Source organism: Methylobacillus methanolivorans (assembly GCF_054588515.1).
The window spans coordinates 491,854-506,158 of the sequence record NZ_BAAILT010000004.1; the positions used below are offsets into that span (position 1 = coordinate 491,854).

The window sequence follows — 14,305 nt, forward strand, 5'->3', positions numbered from 1 at the left end:
CGGTGAGCACATGGTAGAGAGATTATGGATATTGTATTAGCCAACCCGCGTGGATTTTGTGCAGGTGTAGACCGTGCGATCATTATTGTTGAGCAGGCGCTGGAGAAATTCGGCGCGCCTATCTATGTGCGCCACGAAGTGGTGCACAACAAGTTCGTCGTAGATGACTTGAAGAAAAAGGGCGCGATTTTTGTCGAGGAGTTGGATGAAGTACCTGCGGGCAATACGGTGATCTTCAGTGCGCATGGCGTTTCAAAAGATGTGCGTGCCGAGGCGGAAGCGCGTGGCTTGCAGGTGTTTGATGCGACTTGTCCCTTGGTGACCAAGGTGCATATAGAGGTGGCCAAAATGCGTGCCTCCGGCAAGGAAATTATCATGATTGGTCACAAGGGTCATCCTGAGGTTGAGGGAACCATGGGCCAATCCGAGGGAGGCATGTACTTGGTGGAGTCACCGGAAGATGTCGCCACGCTGGAGGTGAAAGACCCGGTGCAATTGGCTTATGTAACGCAGACGACTTTGTCGATTGATGATGCAGCTTCGATAGTGGCCGCACTCAAGGCACGCTTTCCCGAGATTACTCCGCCGCGCAGCGATTCGATTTGCTACGCAACGCAGAACCGTCAGGATGCTGTGAAGGTTATGGCGCGCGATTGTGATTTAGTCATTGTGGTGGGCTCACCCAACAGTTCCAATTCCAACCGGTTGCGCGAGGTGGCGCAGAACCAGGGTATTGAGTCCTATATGGTGGATAATGCCTCTTACCTTGATCCTGCCTGGATTGTGGGTAAAAAGCGCATTGGTGTTTCTGCTGGCGCGTCTGCGCCAGAAGTGCTGGTGCAAGAGGTAATCAATAAGCTCAAGGAGCTGGGCGCTGCCGAGGTGCAGGAGTTGAATGGCGTGGTGGAAAACGTGGTGTTCAAGATACCGCGCAACTTGGCTGAGGCTTGAAAATAAGAGGTAGGGATGTAATAAAAGGGCGGAATTACCGCCCTTTTTAATTAGTTTGGCTGTGCTTGATCAGGCTTTCTTGCGCAGGTTGTCCAGGCTGAATGCAGTGGGTGCATTCAGGGCCAGGATGATATAGCCGCCTGCGATAGCGAGGTATTGCATGAAGCCAATCAAGTCGACCGGCAGTTTGAGGAAGACGGCGACGAAAACAGCATACACCGCCAGCACATAAGCCGAAAGCTTGGTCTTGAAACCAAGGAATAACCCTAAGCCAAATACCAGCTGGATCAATATCATCAATGGAGCAAAGAATGGCAGCAGGCCAAATTGGGCTAGGTAAAGCTGGTAGCTTTGGTAGCCTTCAGGGTGTTGCAGAATCATGTAAAGCTGAATCAGTATGGCCAGCAGGAAAATCTGGGCTAGTAGAATACGCCCAAGGAAACCTAAAAACTTCTTCATCGTCTTACCTTCTCGTCCAAGTACACCATCAAGATGATCGTGTTAGTTTTTATATCGATTTCGTGAATCGAAGCGAGCATAGATGATGCCTGTAAGCGTTATGTACCGCAATACTTGTGACGATGATGACGGTTTTGGGTTATGTGTTTTTATTTTAGATTCCAAGAAAGCATCCTGAAATGAATTTTTATGTCAGACAGGCGGATTGGGTGGGTGATCAAGCACCGATAGCAGCGATTCGCCAGCAAGTGTTTATTGATGAGCAACATGTGCCAGTCGAACTCGAGTGGGACGGCTTGGATGATACCGCGCTACATCTGCTCGCCATAGCCGAGGATGGGAGTGCCATAGGGTGTGCACGGATTCTCAGTGACGGTAGCATAGGCCGTATGGCTGTACTGCCAGCCTGGCGTAAACAAGGTGTTGGCCGTGCGTTATTACAGGCGGCGATCGAATTGTGCCGGCAAAATGGCTGGTTTGATATTCATGTATCGGCGCAAAGCCATGCCCTTGCTTTTTATGAACAGGCTGGGTTTCATGGCATTGGCGATGAATACATGGATGCAGGCATCCCACATCAGGCTATGAAGCTGCACATCAGCAACTAATTTATTGGCTGAGAGCATGGTTGCTATAACAATGCTGCCGTGAGCTATTGGTAGAGCAAGGGCGGGCGTAGCGAGTGTAGCAAGCTCCCAGATATAGGGCGCCGGGAGATTGCTACATTTGTTCTTACTGCGTTAAGTTCAGCGCTTGAGCATTGGTTTCAGATATTTTCCGGTATAGCTGGCCTGAGTGTCAGCCACTTCTTCCGGTGTACCGCAGGCAATCATGGTGCCGCCGCCATCGCCGCCTTCCGGCCCCATGTCGACAAGCCAATCTGCGGTCTTGATCACATCCAGGTTGTGTTCAATGATGACGATGGTGTTGCCGTGATCACGCAGGCGGTGCAATACATCGAGGAGTAACTGGATATCGGCAAAGTGCAGGCCGGTGGTGGGCTCGTCCAAGATATAGAGCGTTCTGCCTGTATCGCGCTTGGATAGCTCCAGTGCCAGTTTCACGCGCTGTGCCTCGCCACCTGAAAGCGTAGTAGCGGATTGGCCAAGCGTGATATAGCCCAGGCCAACGTCGAGCAAGGTCTGCAACTTGCGCGCGACGACGGGGACTGCATCGAAGAATTCACGCGCTTGTTCCACTGTCATGCCTAGTACTTCGTGGATGTTCTTGCCTTTATACTGGATTTCCAATGTTTCGCGGTTGTAGCGGTGGCCCTTGCAAACATCGCATGGCACATACACATCCGGCAGGAAGTGCATCTCGACGCGTATGACGCCATCGCCCTGGCAGGCTTCGCAGCGCCCGCCCTTGACGTTGAATGAGTAACGGCCTGGACCATAACCACGGGCACGGCTTTCCGGTACGCCAGCAAACAGGTCGCGAATCGGCGTGAATAGCCCTGTATAAGTGGCTGGATTGGAGCGTGGGGTGCGCCCAATCGGGCTTTGATCAACATCCACGACCTTGTCGAAGAACTCAAGCCCAGATATCTCTTCGAAAGGTGCCGGTTCGGTTGAGCTGCCGTACAGATGGCGTGCGACAACACGGTAGAGGGTATCGTTGATCAGGGTAGATTTGCCGGAACCCGAGACGCCAGTCACGCAGGTCAGCAGGCCGACAGGCAGGGCCAGATCGACATTTTTGAGGTTGTTGCCGCTGGCTTGCGTCATCTTGAGCCAGCGCGCTGGGTCGGGGGCATGGCGCTGCTTGGGGACGGCAATTTCCTTGATGCCGCTGAGATATTGGCCAGTGAGCGATTGTGGGTTGTTCTGGATTTCTGCTGGCGTGCCTGCGGCGACGATGTTGCCACCATGCTCGCCCGCACCTGGACCAATATCAACGACGTAATCCGCTTCCATAATGGCGTCTTGGTCATGCTCGACCACAATAACGCTGTTACCGATATCGCGCAGGCGCACCAGGGTTTGCAGCAAGCGATCATTATCGCGTTGATGCAGGCCGATGGAAGGCTCATCCAGCACATACATCACACCGGTGAGGCCAGAGCCGATCTGCGAAGCCAAGCGAATGCGCTGCGCTTCGCCGCCTGAGAGGGTTTCGGCAGAGCGTGATAGAGACAAATATTCCAGGCCGACATTGGTAAGGAACTTCAGGCGGCTGCTGATCTCCTGCACGATCTTGTCGGCGATGGCGAGTTTCTGCCCAGTGAGTTCAATATTGTCGAAGAAGTGCAGCGCCTGGCGCAGTGGTGCTTCGCATACTTCGTGAATGTTCTTGCCGCCAACCTTGACGTGGCGAGCTTCGCGTCGCAGGCGTGTGCCACTGCAATCCGGGCAAGCTTGCGAGTTCAGGTATTTAGATAGCTCTTCGCGTACCGTAACAGAGTCGGTTTCATGATAGCGGCGTTGCAGGTTGTTAAGAATGCCCTCAAACGTGTGGGACTTTTCATACAACTTGCCACGCTCATTGAGATACTGGAAAGTGATCGCTTCCTTACCGCTGCCGTTTAGCAAGACATCCTGTACTTCCGCAGGTAGGGCTTCAAAAGCGAGCTCCAGGTCGAAACCGTAATGCAAGGCCAAGCTTTGCAACATCTGGAAATAGAACTGATTGCGTTTATCCCAGCCCTTGATGGCACCGCTGGCGAGCGAAAGGTGTGGAAAGGCAACCACACGCTTGGGGTCGAAGAAGCTGATCTGCCCGAGGCCGTCGCACTTGGGGCAGGCGCCCATCGGGTTGTTGAACGAGAACAGGCGTGGCTCAAGTTCAGCGAGTGAGTAGTCGCATACAGGGCAGGAAAACTTGGCAGAGAAGAGGTGCTCCTTGCCGCTATCCATTTCCAGGGCAACGGCTTTGCCATCGGCCAGGCGTAGCGCGGTCTCGAATGATTCGGCAATACGTTGCTTAACGTCGGCGCGTACCTTGAGGCGATCCACGACGACATCGACATTGTGCTTTACGGTCTTGGCCAGCTTGGGCACGCTGTCGAGCTCATGAATTTCACCATCGACACGGACGCGCACGAAGCCCTGTGCCTTCAGTTCCTCGAATAAATCCAGTTGCTCGCCCTTGCGGTTGCTCACTACTGGAGCCAGGATCATCAGCTTGGTATCTTCCGGCAGCAGCAGGACGCTATCCACCATTTGCGAGACCGTTTGTGCTTCCAGCTTGATGCCATGTTCCGGGCATTCCGGATCTCCGGCGCGGGCATAGAGCAGGCGCAGGTAATCGTGAATTTCCGTGACTGTACCCACGGTGGAGCGCGGGTTGTGCGATGTGGATTTCTGCTCGATAGAAATCGCGGGTGACAAGCCCTCGATCAGGTCGACATCGGGTTTGTCCATACGCGCCAAGAATTGGCGGGCATAGGCAGAAAGAGATTCGACATAGCGGCGTTGCCCTTCGGCGTACAAGGTATCGAATGCAAGCGAAGACTTGCCGGAGCCGGATAAGCCGGTAATCACGATCAGCTTGTTGCGCGGGAGATCCAGCGAGACATTTTTCAGGTTATGCGTCCGGGCGCCACGTATGCGTATGTAATCCATGTGTTCGATGTCGGTTTGGTTAGGTGGGGCAACCTGTTAATATACGCAACTTCGCGTGTTGAATTCAATGATTTTTAATGTCACAGCCTGAACGCATGTCCCCGGTCGAATTGCGATCCACCCTGAGCTTGGCCTCTATTTATGGCTTGCGCATGCTGGGCATGTTCCTCATCCTGCCGATTTTTGCCATCTATGCCGAGACTCTGCCTTCTGGTCATGATCATTTCTACATCGGCTTGGCGTTGGGTGCTTATGGCTTGACGCAGGCCTTGCTGCAATTGCCTTTTGGCATGGCTTCTGATCGTTTCGGGCGCAAGAATGTCATTTATATTGGCTTGGTTATTTTTGCGATAGGTAGTTTTGTTGCGGGAATGGCTGATGACATCCATACCATCATCATCGGGCGAGCTATCCAGGGTGCAGGCGCAGTATCTGCCGTGGTCACGGCCTTGGTAGCTGATCTGACGCGCGAGGAGCATCGCACCAAGGCGATGGCGATGATAGGTGCCAGTATCGGTATCACCTTTGCACTATCGCTGGTGCTCGGGCCTACCCTGAATCAGTGGATAGGCGTGCCCGGTATTTTCGTGTTGACCGGCGTGCTGGCCTTGCTGGCGCTGCTGGATATCAAATACCTGGTGCCTAACCCGACTGTCAGTCGTTTTCACTCAGATACTCAGGCCGCACCTGCCAAGCTGGCAGATGTGTTACGAGATACTCAGTTGTTGCGGCTCAATTTTGGAATTTTTGCGCTACATGCTTCGCATATGGCGATGTTTGTCGTGGTGCCATTTGCACTGAAGCAAACCAGTGGCCTTAGCGAAAATGATCATTGGATGATTTACCTGCCTATCATGGTGATTTCGCTTGTGTTGATGGTGCCTGCAATTATCATTGGCGAGAAGAAAGCCAAGCTCAAACAGATATTTATCCTGAGCGTTAGCGTGATGTTGCTGGCTGAACTAGCCTTTGGCCTCATGATTGAAAGCTTTTGGGGCATTATTGCGGCATTGACTATCTTTTTTATTGCCTTCAACGTGCTGGAAGCCATCATGCCCTCCACGATTTCCAAACAGGCCCCTGCCGCCGCCAAGGGTACGGCGATCGGGGTGTTCAATACTGCGCAGTCATTGGGTATCTTTGTGGGCGGGGTTTCTGGTGGCTGGTTATCCAGCCGATATGGATATACTGCCGTCTTTGTGTTCTGTGGTGTGCTCATGCTTTTATGGTTGGTCAGCGTCTGGACGATGCGTGCACCAGCAGCAGTCCGTAGTAAAATGTATCATTTGCCGGAAGGGCATGCGCATGATGCTGCCCAGTTATCGCGCCAGTTGGCGGCATTGCCGGGCGTGAATGAATCTGTAGTCCTGCCTGATGAAGGTATGGTGATCTTGAAAATAGATATGCAGGCTGACTGGGATGATTCCACAGCGCTGCAATTGATAAGGGGTTAAAAAATGGCATCGGTCAATAAAGTAATCTTGGTAGGTAACCTGGGCCGCGACCCGGAAGTTCGTTACATGCCTAATGGCGAAGCAGTAGCCAATTTCAGCATTGCCACTACTGACAACTGGAAAGACAAGAACGGTCAACGCCAGGAACGCACCGAATGGCACAACATTGTCATGTACCGAAGGCTGGCGGAAATCGCCGGTGAATATCTGAAAAAAGGTCGCCCTGTGTATGTGGAAGGTCGCTTGCAAACCCGCAAATGGCAAACCAAGGAAGGCCAGGACCGCTACACTACTGAAATTATCGCGGACCAGATGCAGATGCTGGGTGGGCGTGATGGCGCTGGTAGTGGCGGTGCCAGCTACGATGGCGATGATTTCAATCAGGATTATGGCCAGTCAGCCCCAGCAGCTCCAAGGCAACAAGCGGCTCCCCGCCCGTCACCAGCTCCGGCTTCCAAGCCAGCAGGCGGCAGCAATTTTGATGATTTCGAGGATGATATCCCCTTCTAGTCCAAGATTATCCGACAGTGAAAAATGGCCGCAATGCGGCCATTTTTTTTTGATATGCCGCGTTAGATGACTTCCTGTTAGCGCAACTCTGTCTTTTGCTCAGTGCATTCTCTCAGCTTCTTTTCCTCCATATGCCTAATGGCCTGGGATCATTAGGCCTAATGCCCACTCTTTTATATTTTTAAGAAAATTTGTTATTAAAACAAAAGGATTACCCCGAAGTGGGTACTCCCTTTTGCATACTCCTTTAAGAGAATTTCAAGGGGTGTGGTGATTCATTATTGTCGTGGCTCCAGCTTTATTCATCGCTACCAAGGGGAGTCGCCATGTTTTCTTTACGTCCTGTTTTTCTGGCCTGTAGTTTTGCCGCCATCGTTCATAGCCCGGCATGGGCTGCTGACGCCGCAACCGAAGACAAGGCCGATGTCGCAGCAGAGCCAGCATCGCCGCACCATATCAGTACCAATTTCGGTTTTTACAGTGATTATATTTTTCGCGGGATCTCCTATGCACGCGGGCGCGGGGCTATCCAGGCATTCGTTGATTACTCCCATGACAGTGGCCTGTTTCTCGGCATAGGCGGTACCAATGTGCATAGGGATGCACTTTATGGCAATACGCTGGAAGTCGATCTTTATGGTGGTTTCAGTTTCCCAATCACGGATGACCTGACCATCACCCCAGGATTCTTGCAGTTTTACTATCCTGACAATGAGAAGATCGCCAATCAGTCTCCTAACGTCACGGAAGTTAATGTCGCCATGAACTACAAGGACTTCGCGATCAAGTATTCCTACTCCCTCACGGACTGGTTTGGTGTTAACACCAAGTCTTATGGCAATACTGCCATTGGTCACCACACGACGGGTACCGGCGATTCCAAAGGTACCAACTACATTGAACTTAACTATAACCCGGCATTGCCTTTCTACGGTTTAAGCCTGTTGTTGCATGTCGGTCATCAATCCGTGAAGAACTATGCGGTGGCGGACTACACCGATATACAGGTGGGCGTGAGCAAGGATTTCTCCATTGCCAATAGCGATGGCTGGAATGCCGGGCTAAGCTATATCGCAACTGATGCCAATGATGATTGGTATGTCACCAGCACTGGCTACAAGACAGGTGACAGCAAATTCTTTGCGTATATCAAGCGCACATTCTGATTTTACTGAGCATTCGATATGATCGAAAACTGAGGCTTTCCTTTTTCTGCGGCCTGGGCGTATAGATGGACTTGCATTCATCGCCCAGGCCGGGGAAGAAGTGCGCTGGCTGGGCGACAGTTTTACTTACCACTGCTTGTTTAAACACCTGGTTTAACGGGGCGTACCCCGTGGATATTCACTCTTCTGCAGGCTATTCACCCATAACCGCTAGTATTCCCCAGGCAGCGAACTGCTATTCTTTTCACTAGTGCTATACCCACGATATTTCCCCGGCTATACCTTGGTATATCCCGCATAAGCTCTCGGTCATTATTCCCCTACCTATTGATACTGGCAGGCTTGCAAGCGCTTTCGCACAATGCAGGCCTGCCATCGCATTGCACTGGATGGCGAATGTTCAATGGCATTTGATAGGGGTTGTCGATGAAGCGCTGTGGTGTGTGGTGGCTATGTGCCGTGCTGGCACTGGCAGGGTGTGGAAGCAAGGCGGCTGCACCGCAAGCAGCCGAGCCTAAGCTGAGCCGTGAGGGTGGCCTGGTGAGTGTGGCGGCGGATTCGCCCTTGCGTCGCAGCCTGGTGGTGGAGGCGGTGCAGGCACAGGCGTTTTCCGTGCCTATTGATGCGCCCGGTGTGATAGAGGCGATGCCGGAGCGGGTGGTGAAGATTACGCCACCGCTGGTGGGGCGCATCGTCAAGCTGCAACATGGGCTGGGAGATGTGGTGCGTGCCGGCGATCTGCTGGTGACACTGGATTCTGCCGAGCTGGCGGCTGCTTATAGTGACAATGCCAAGGCGCAGGCAGTGTTGCAGCAGGCCAGGCGTGAGTTTGCGCGCCAGGAGGGCTTGATGCAGGACAATATTCCTGCGCGCAAGGAGTTCGAGGCGGCGCAACTGGCGTTGGCGGCGGCAGAGAATGATGCGCGGGCGAGCAGTGAGCGGCTGGCACAGCTTGGCGTGGCGGTGCAGGCGGAATCGCATCGCGAATATGGCTTGCGTTCGCCGATTGCCGGGCGCGTGGTGGAGCTGAATGGGGCGCAGGGTGGCTACTGGAATGATGTGACGGCACCGGTGATGACGGTTGCCGACCTCTCCAGTGTCTGGGTGTCGGCGAGTATCGCAGAGAAGGATATTGCCCATATGTTCGTCGGCCAGGCCGCGCATATCAAGCTGAATGCCTATGGCGAGCAGGTGTTCTCCGGGCAGGTGAAATATATAGGCGACTTGCTGGACCCTGAAACCAGGACGGTCAAGGTGCGCGTGCTGGTGGATAATCGCCAGGGGCAATTCAAGCCGGGCATGTTCGCCCGCGCGACGTTTGCCGGGCAATCGCACCAGGCTGTGCTGGTGCCGGCCACCACCCTGCTGCAAAGCGGGCTTTATACGCGGGTATTCGTCGAGCATGCGCCCTTCCAGTTCGAGTCGCGCATTGTCACGATTGGTGCAACAGTGAATTCGACCGTGGGCGATCAGGTGGAAATCCTGGCGGGCTTGCAGGCCGGTGAGCGCGTGGTGACGCACAATGGGGTGATGCTCAATGATTAACGCCATTGTTCATCATTGCTTCCAGCGTCGCGGCATCGTCTGGCTGGTGTTTCTCATGGTGGCGCTCTATGGCTGGTGGAGCTGGAAGCAATTGCCCGTTGAGGCGTATCCCGATATTGCCGATGTCACTTCGCAGATCGTGACGCAAATTCCCGGGCTGGGCGCGGAGGAGGTCGAGCAGCAGATCACCATTCCGCTGGAACGTGCCTTGCTCGGTACGCCGGGCATGCATGTGCTGCGCTCGCGCAGCCTGTTTGCCTTGTCCTTGATCACCGTGGTATTCGAGGATGGTACGGAAGGTTATTTTGCGCGCCAGCGCCTGCAGGAACGCCTGAACGAGGTGGCATTGCCTTATGGTGCAGTGCCGGGGCTGGACCCGTATACCTCGCCGACCGGCGAGATTTACCGCTACACCCTGGAGTCGCCGACGCGCAGCCTGCGTGAGCTGTCGGAACTGCAATTCTGGACGGTGATCCCGCGCCTGAAGAAAGTGCGTGGCATTGTCGATGTGGCCAATTTCGGCGGTCTCACCACGCAATTCATGCTGGAACTGGACCCCAGCCGCCTGCGGCAATATGGCTTGTCCCTGCAGGAGGTGAAGGATGCGATCAATGCCAACAACGCCAATGGCGGCGGCAGCGTGCTTGATCGCGGTGAGCAGAGCTATGTGGTGCGCGGCGTCGGGCTGTTGCGCTCGCTGGACGATATGGGCAACGTCGTGGTCAAGGTCAAGGATGGCGTGCCTGTGTTGGTGAAAAACCTGGGGACGCTGAGTTACGGCAACGTCGAGCGGCGCGGCATCCTCGGCAAGGATAGCCACTCGGATACCATCCAGGGCATCGCCTTGCTGCTCAAGGACTCCAACCCTTCCGACGCGCTGGAAGGCCTGCATGCTGCCGTGCAGGATTTGAATGACAACCTGCTGCCCAAGGATGTGAAGGTGGTGCCCTATCTTGATCGCACCTCCTTGATCGAGGCCACTCTGCATACCGTCAGCGGTACGCTGACCGAGGGCATGGTGCTGGTGGCGGTGGTGTTGCTGCTGTTTCTCGGCAGTGTGCGTGCCGCCTTGATCGTGGCGCTCACCATCCCCTTGTCCCTGCTCATGGTGTTCATCTTCATGCATCACCTGAAAATACCGGCCAACCTGCTGTCCCTGGGGGCGATTGATTTCGGCATCCTGGTCGATGGCGCGGTGGTGCTGGTGGAAAATGTGCTGCGCAGGCGCGAGGCCGACGAACACCGCCCCTTGCAGGTAGAAGATGCCATCGCCGCGACCTTGCAGGTGGCGCGGCCCATCTTTTTCGGCATGGCGGTGATCATCTGTGCCTATCTGCCCTTATTTGCCTTGCAGCGCATCGAGTACAAATTGTTCTCGCCCATGGCCTTTGCGGTAGGCGCAGCCTTGATTGGCGCGCTGGTCGTCGCGCTGACACTGATCCCGGCGCTGGCCTGGCTCGCCTTCCGCCGGCCGGCCAAGGTGTATCACAACCCGGTGCTGGAATTCCTCACGCGGCAATACGGCCATTTCCTGCCATTTGCGCTGGCACGCGGCCGCTGGCTGCTGGCCTTGAGTGCGGCGGCATTGCTAGCCATCGTCATCCTGTTCATGACCATAGGGCGGGATTTCCTGCCTTATCTCGATGAGGGTTCGCTCTGGCTGCAGGTGCAGATGCCGCCCGGCATCACGCTGGATAAGGCGTCAGCCATGGCGGACGAGCTGCGGCGCGTGACGCTGCAAGAGCCGGAAGTGGCTTATATGGTGACGCAGACCGGCCGCAACGATGAGGGCACGGATTACTGGACGCCCTCGCATATCGAGGCCAGCGTCGGGCTCAAGCCCTATCGCGAATGGCCGGCAGGCGTGGACAAGCAGGCCCTGATCGCCAGGCTGGCCGGCAAGTATGCGCAGATGCCAGGCTATACCGTGGGCTTTATGCAGCCCATGATAGACGGCGTGCAGGACAAGCTTTCCGGGGCGCACGGAGACCTGACGGTCAAGGTCTTCGGCGAAGACCTCGCGGCAGTGCGTACCGTGGCTAAGCGCATTGCCGACCTGCTCAGGCAGGTGCCGGGATCGGCGGATGTCACTGTCGACGTCGAGCCGCCGCTGCCCAACCTGCGGGTGGAGCTGGATCGCGCTGCCGCGGCGCGTTACGGCATCAATGCTGCCGATGTCGCCGACTTGATTGCTACTGGCATTGGCGGTTCGCCTATTGGCCAGTTGTATGTCGGGGAAAAGAGCTATGACATGACGGTGCGCTTCCCGCGCGCGGCGCGCAACAATCTCGACACCATAGCCAACCTCACCCTGACCTCGGCCAGCGGCGCGCAGATTCCCCTGTCCGAGGTGGCGCATATCAGCACCGTCTCGGGCGAAAGCGTGATCGTGCGTGAGATGGCCAAGCGCAACATCATCGTGCGGCTCAATGTGCGCAACCGCGACCTAGCGAGCTTTCTCACCGAGGCGCAGGCCAAGGTCGCCAACGAGATCAAGGTTGATCCGCACCAGTTGCAGATCGAATGGGGCGGGCAGTTTGAAAACCTGGAACGTGCCGAGGCACGCCTGGCGCTGATCCTGCCCATGGCCTTCATGCTGATGTTCCTGCTGCTGTTCGGCGAATTCCGCAACCTGCGCCAGCCCATGCTGGTGCTGGCCGCCGTGCCATTGGCCATGCTGGGCGGGCTGGCGGCGCTGCATGTGCGCGGCATGACGCTGAACGTTTCCAGTGCGGTCGGCTTTATTGCCCTGTTTGGCGTGGCCGTGCTCAACGGCGTGCTGATGCTCTCGCAGATCAACCGCCTGCGCCAGGACGAAGGCAGGTCCTTGCTTGAGGCCGTGCTGGAGGGCGCGCGCAGCCGCATGCGCCCGGTGCTGATGACTGCCACCGTGGCCGCTCTCGGCCTGACGCCTGCCATGTTGGCCACCGGCCTGGGCAGCGACGTGCAGCGGCCCCTGGCCACCGTGGTGGTCGGTGGCCTGCTCAGCGCCACGGTGCTAACGCTAATGCTGCTGCCCGGCCTCTATTACATGGTGGAGGCTCAGGTAGAACGGCGCAAGACGCAGAATAAGCCCGTGCCGGCCTGGCAACAGGAGCAGAGCCATGAATAACCCCATGCATACAATGATGAAGCCATTTACCCTCCATTCCCTGCGCCGCAGCCTGGCCAGCCTGTGCCTGTCAGCCTTGCCGCTGTGCGCCTTGCTCGCCAGCGGTTGTGCCGTCGGCCCGGATTATCACCGGCCTGCAACGCAGACGCCGCAGACTTATACAGCGACGGCCTTGCCTGAGCACACGGTAGCTGCTGCGGTGCCTGCGGGCCAGGCGCAAGCCCTGTTGCCGGGTGAGCCGGTGCAGGCGCAATGGTGGCAGGCCTTTGGCTCGCCGGAGCTGGGTAAGCTGGTGGCAGAGGCGATCAAAGCCAGCCCGGATCTGCAGGCAGCCGATGCTGCCTTGCGTGCCGCGAGAGAACATGTGGCGGCCCAGCGCGGCTTATATTGGCCTTCGGTCGGGGCACAGTTCAACCCGACGCGGCAGAAGATTGCCAGCTCCTTGTCCACGCCGGCCTATGCCGAGCAGATCATGCTGTATTCGCTGTATACCGCCCAGTTCAATATCGGTTATGTACCGGACGTGTTCGGGGCCAACCGGCGCATGGTCGAGGCCTTGTCTGCCCAGGTCGATTTCCAGCGCTATGCGCGCCAGGCCGCCTACACCAGCTTGGTGAGCAATATCGTCAACAGTGCCATTCAGGAAGCTTCGCTGCGTGCGCAGATGGCTGCGGCAGGCGAGCTGGTTGCACTCTCGGCCCGGTTGCTGGACATGTCGCAGCGTCAATATGCCGCCGGCCAGGCCAGCCTTGCCGAGGTGACGGCGCAGGAGGCAGCGCTGGCCCAGGCGCAGGCAGCGGTCTTGCCCTTGCAGCAGCAGCTCGATCAGCAGCACAACCTGCTGGCGGTGCTGACCGGGCATTATCCCAGCGAGCTGCCAGCGCAGGCATTCGACCTGGACAAGCTGCGCCTGCCGGTTGCCTTGCCTGTGAGCCTGCCGGCGCAATTGCTCGAACAGCGGCCAGATATCCGCTCGGCAGAGGCGCAATTGCAGGCCGCCAGCGCCATGGTGGGCGTGGCAACGGCAGCGCGTTTGCCCAGCGTGACACTGAGCGCCAACATCGGCGGCGCGACCTTGCAGTTTGCCGATTTGCTCAAAGGGGCGGGATCGTTCTGGACAGTGGGGGCCAATATCCTGCAGCCAGTGTTTGCTGGTGGGCAATTGCTGCACCAGCAGCGCGCTGCCGAGGCGACCTATGCCCAGGCCGCTGCGCAATATCGCAGCACGGTGCTGTCTGCTTTCCAGGATACTGCCGATACCCTGCAGGCGATTCATTACAATGCCGAGGCCTTGCGCCTTGCAGATGTGGTTTATCAGGCAGCGCAAAAAAACCTGCTGATCGTGCAACGCCAGCGTGAACGTGGGGCAGCGAGCCAGCCTGAAGTCTTGCTGGCACAACAGCAATACCAGCAGGCAATCATGAGTCTGGTACAGGCGCGGGCTGCGCGTTATAGCGGTACAGTTGCCTTGTTTCAGGCGCTGGGCGGAGCCTGGTGGGAGGGTGCGAGTCAGGCAGGCGGCCAACCTTGAGCCTGATGGCG

10 protein-coding genes are annotated in these 14,305 nt (G+C 56.4%); 8 read left to right on the forward strand and 2 right to left on the reverse strand.

Going from position 1 to position 14,305, the window contains the following annotated elements:
- Positions 1 to 24 precede the first annotated feature (24 nt).
- Entirely contained in the window at positions 25 to 951 is a 927-nt protein-coding gene (gene ispH / locus LG202_RS12230; RefSeq protein WP_230348648.1) for a 4-hydroxy-3-methylbut-2-enyl diphosphate reductase, read from the forward strand.
- 69 nt (positions 952 to 1,020) lie between these two features.
- Here ispH and LG202_RS12235 read toward each other — a convergent pair whose 3' ends face one another.
- Complete coding sequence (locus tag LG202_RS12235) at positions 1,021 to 1,410, reverse strand: DoxX family protein (protein ID WP_230348649.1); 390 nt, start codon at positions 1,408 to 1,410, stop codon at positions 1,021 to 1,023.
- Between the two features lie 179 nt (positions 1,411 to 1,589).
- On the opposite strand from LG202_RS12235, the gene LG202_RS12240 reads away from it, so the two are divergent.
- Positions 1,590 to 2,018, forward strand: coding sequence for a GNAT family N-acetyltransferase (locus LG202_RS12240; RefSeq protein ID WP_230348650.1), 429 nt, complete (start codon positions 1,590 to 1,592; stop codon positions 2,016 to 2,018).
- A 138-nt stretch (positions 2,019 to 2,156) separates the two neighbouring features.
- Here LG202_RS12240 and uvrA read toward each other — a convergent pair whose 3' ends face one another.
- On the reverse strand, positions 2,157 to 4,976 hold the full coding sequence (gene uvrA, locus LG202_RS12245) for an excinuclease ABC subunit UvrA (protein ID WP_230348651.1): 2,820 nt from the start codon (positions 4,974 to 4,976) through the stop codon (positions 2,157 to 2,159).
- 77 nt (positions 4,977 to 5,053) lie between these two features.
- Between uvrA and LG202_RS12250 the strand changes: the two genes are divergently transcribed.
- The 6 genes from LG202_RS12250 (at position 5,054) to LG202_RS12275 (ending at position 14,294) form a co-directional block, all read left to right on the forward strand.
- Positions 5,054 to 6,430 carry an MFS transporter gene (locus tag LG202_RS12250; protein WP_230348652.1) on the forward strand — a complete coding sequence of 459 codons (1,377 nt, stop codon included), beginning with the start codon at positions 5,054 to 5,056 and terminating at the stop codon, positions 6,428 to 6,430.
- A 3-nt stretch (positions 6,431 to 6,433) separates the two neighbouring features.
- The gene (gene ssb / locus LG202_RS12255; protein WP_230348653.1) at positions 6,434 to 6,940 is read left to right on the forward strand and encodes a single-stranded DNA-binding protein; all 507 of its coding nucleotides are present in this window, start codon (positions 6,434 to 6,436) and stop codon (positions 6,938 to 6,940) included.
- Positions 6,941 to 7,266: 326 nt separating this feature from the next.
- Positions 7,267 to 8,106, forward strand: coding sequence for a TorF family putative porin (locus tag LG202_RS12260; protein WP_230348654.1), 840 nt, complete (start codon positions 7,267 to 7,269; stop codon positions 8,104 to 8,106).
- Between the two features lie 426 nt (positions 8,107 to 8,532).
- A complete protein-coding gene (locus LG202_RS12265; protein WP_230348655.1) occupies positions 8,533 to 9,651 on the forward strand; it encodes an efflux RND transporter periplasmic adaptor subunit in 1,119 nt (372 codons plus the stop codon).
- Entirely contained in the window at positions 9,644 to 12,763 is a 3,120-nt protein-coding gene (locus tag LG202_RS12270) for a CusA/CzcA family heavy metal efflux RND transporter (protein WP_230348656.1), read from the forward strand. Before LG202_RS12265 ends, LG202_RS12270 begins: the two co-directional genes overlap by 8 nt.
- A complete protein-coding gene (locus tag LG202_RS12275) occupies positions 12,756 to 14,294 on the forward strand; it encodes an efflux transporter outer membrane subunit (protein ID WP_230348657.1) in 1,539 nt (512 codons plus the stop codon). Before LG202_RS12270 ends, LG202_RS12275 begins: the two co-directional genes overlap by 8 nt.
- Positions 14,295 to 14,305: the final 11 nt, after the last annotated feature.

What these genes read in the sequence shown, in the direction of transcription:
- LG202_RS12270 (WP_230348656.1), top strand. Translation starts at nt 9,644, where the DNA reads ATGATTAACGCCATTGTTCATCATTGCTTCCAGCGTCGCGGCATCGTC.
- LG202_RS12240 (WP_230348650.1), top strand. Translation starts at nt 1,590, where the DNA reads ATGAATTTTTATGTCAGACAGGCGGATTGGGTGGGTGATCAAGCACCG.
- uvrA (WP_230348651.1), bottom strand. Translation starts at nt 4,976, where the DNA reads ATGGATTACATACGCATACGTGGCGCCCGGACGCATAACCTGAAAAAT.
- LG202_RS12260 (WP_230348654.1), top strand. Translation starts at nt 7,267, where the DNA reads ATGTTTTCTTTACGTCCTGTTTTTCTGGCCTGTAGTTTTGCCGCCATC.
- ssb (WP_230348653.1), top strand. Translation starts at nt 6,434, where the DNA reads ATGGCATCGGTCAATAAAGTAATCTTGGTAGGTAACCTGGGCCGCGAC.
- LG202_RS12235 (WP_230348649.1), bottom strand. Translation starts at nt 1,410, where the DNA reads ATGAAGAAGTTTTTAGGTTTCCTTGGGCGTATTCTACTAGCCCAGATT.
- LG202_RS12275 (WP_230348657.1), top strand. Translation starts at nt 12,756, where the DNA reads ATGAATAACCCCATGCATACAATGATGAAGCCATTTACCCTCCATTCC.
- LG202_RS12250 (WP_230348652.1), top strand. Translation starts at nt 5,054, where the DNA reads ATGTCACAGCCTGAACGCATGTCCCCGGTCGAATTGCGATCCACCCTG.
- LG202_RS12265 (WP_230348655.1), top strand. Translation starts at nt 8,533, where the DNA reads ATGAAGCGCTGTGGTGTGTGGTGGCTATGTGCCGTGCTGGCACTGGCA.
- ispH (WP_230348648.1), top strand. Translation starts at nt 25, where the DNA reads ATGGATATTGTATTAGCCAACCCGCGTGGATTTTGTGCAGGTGTAGAC.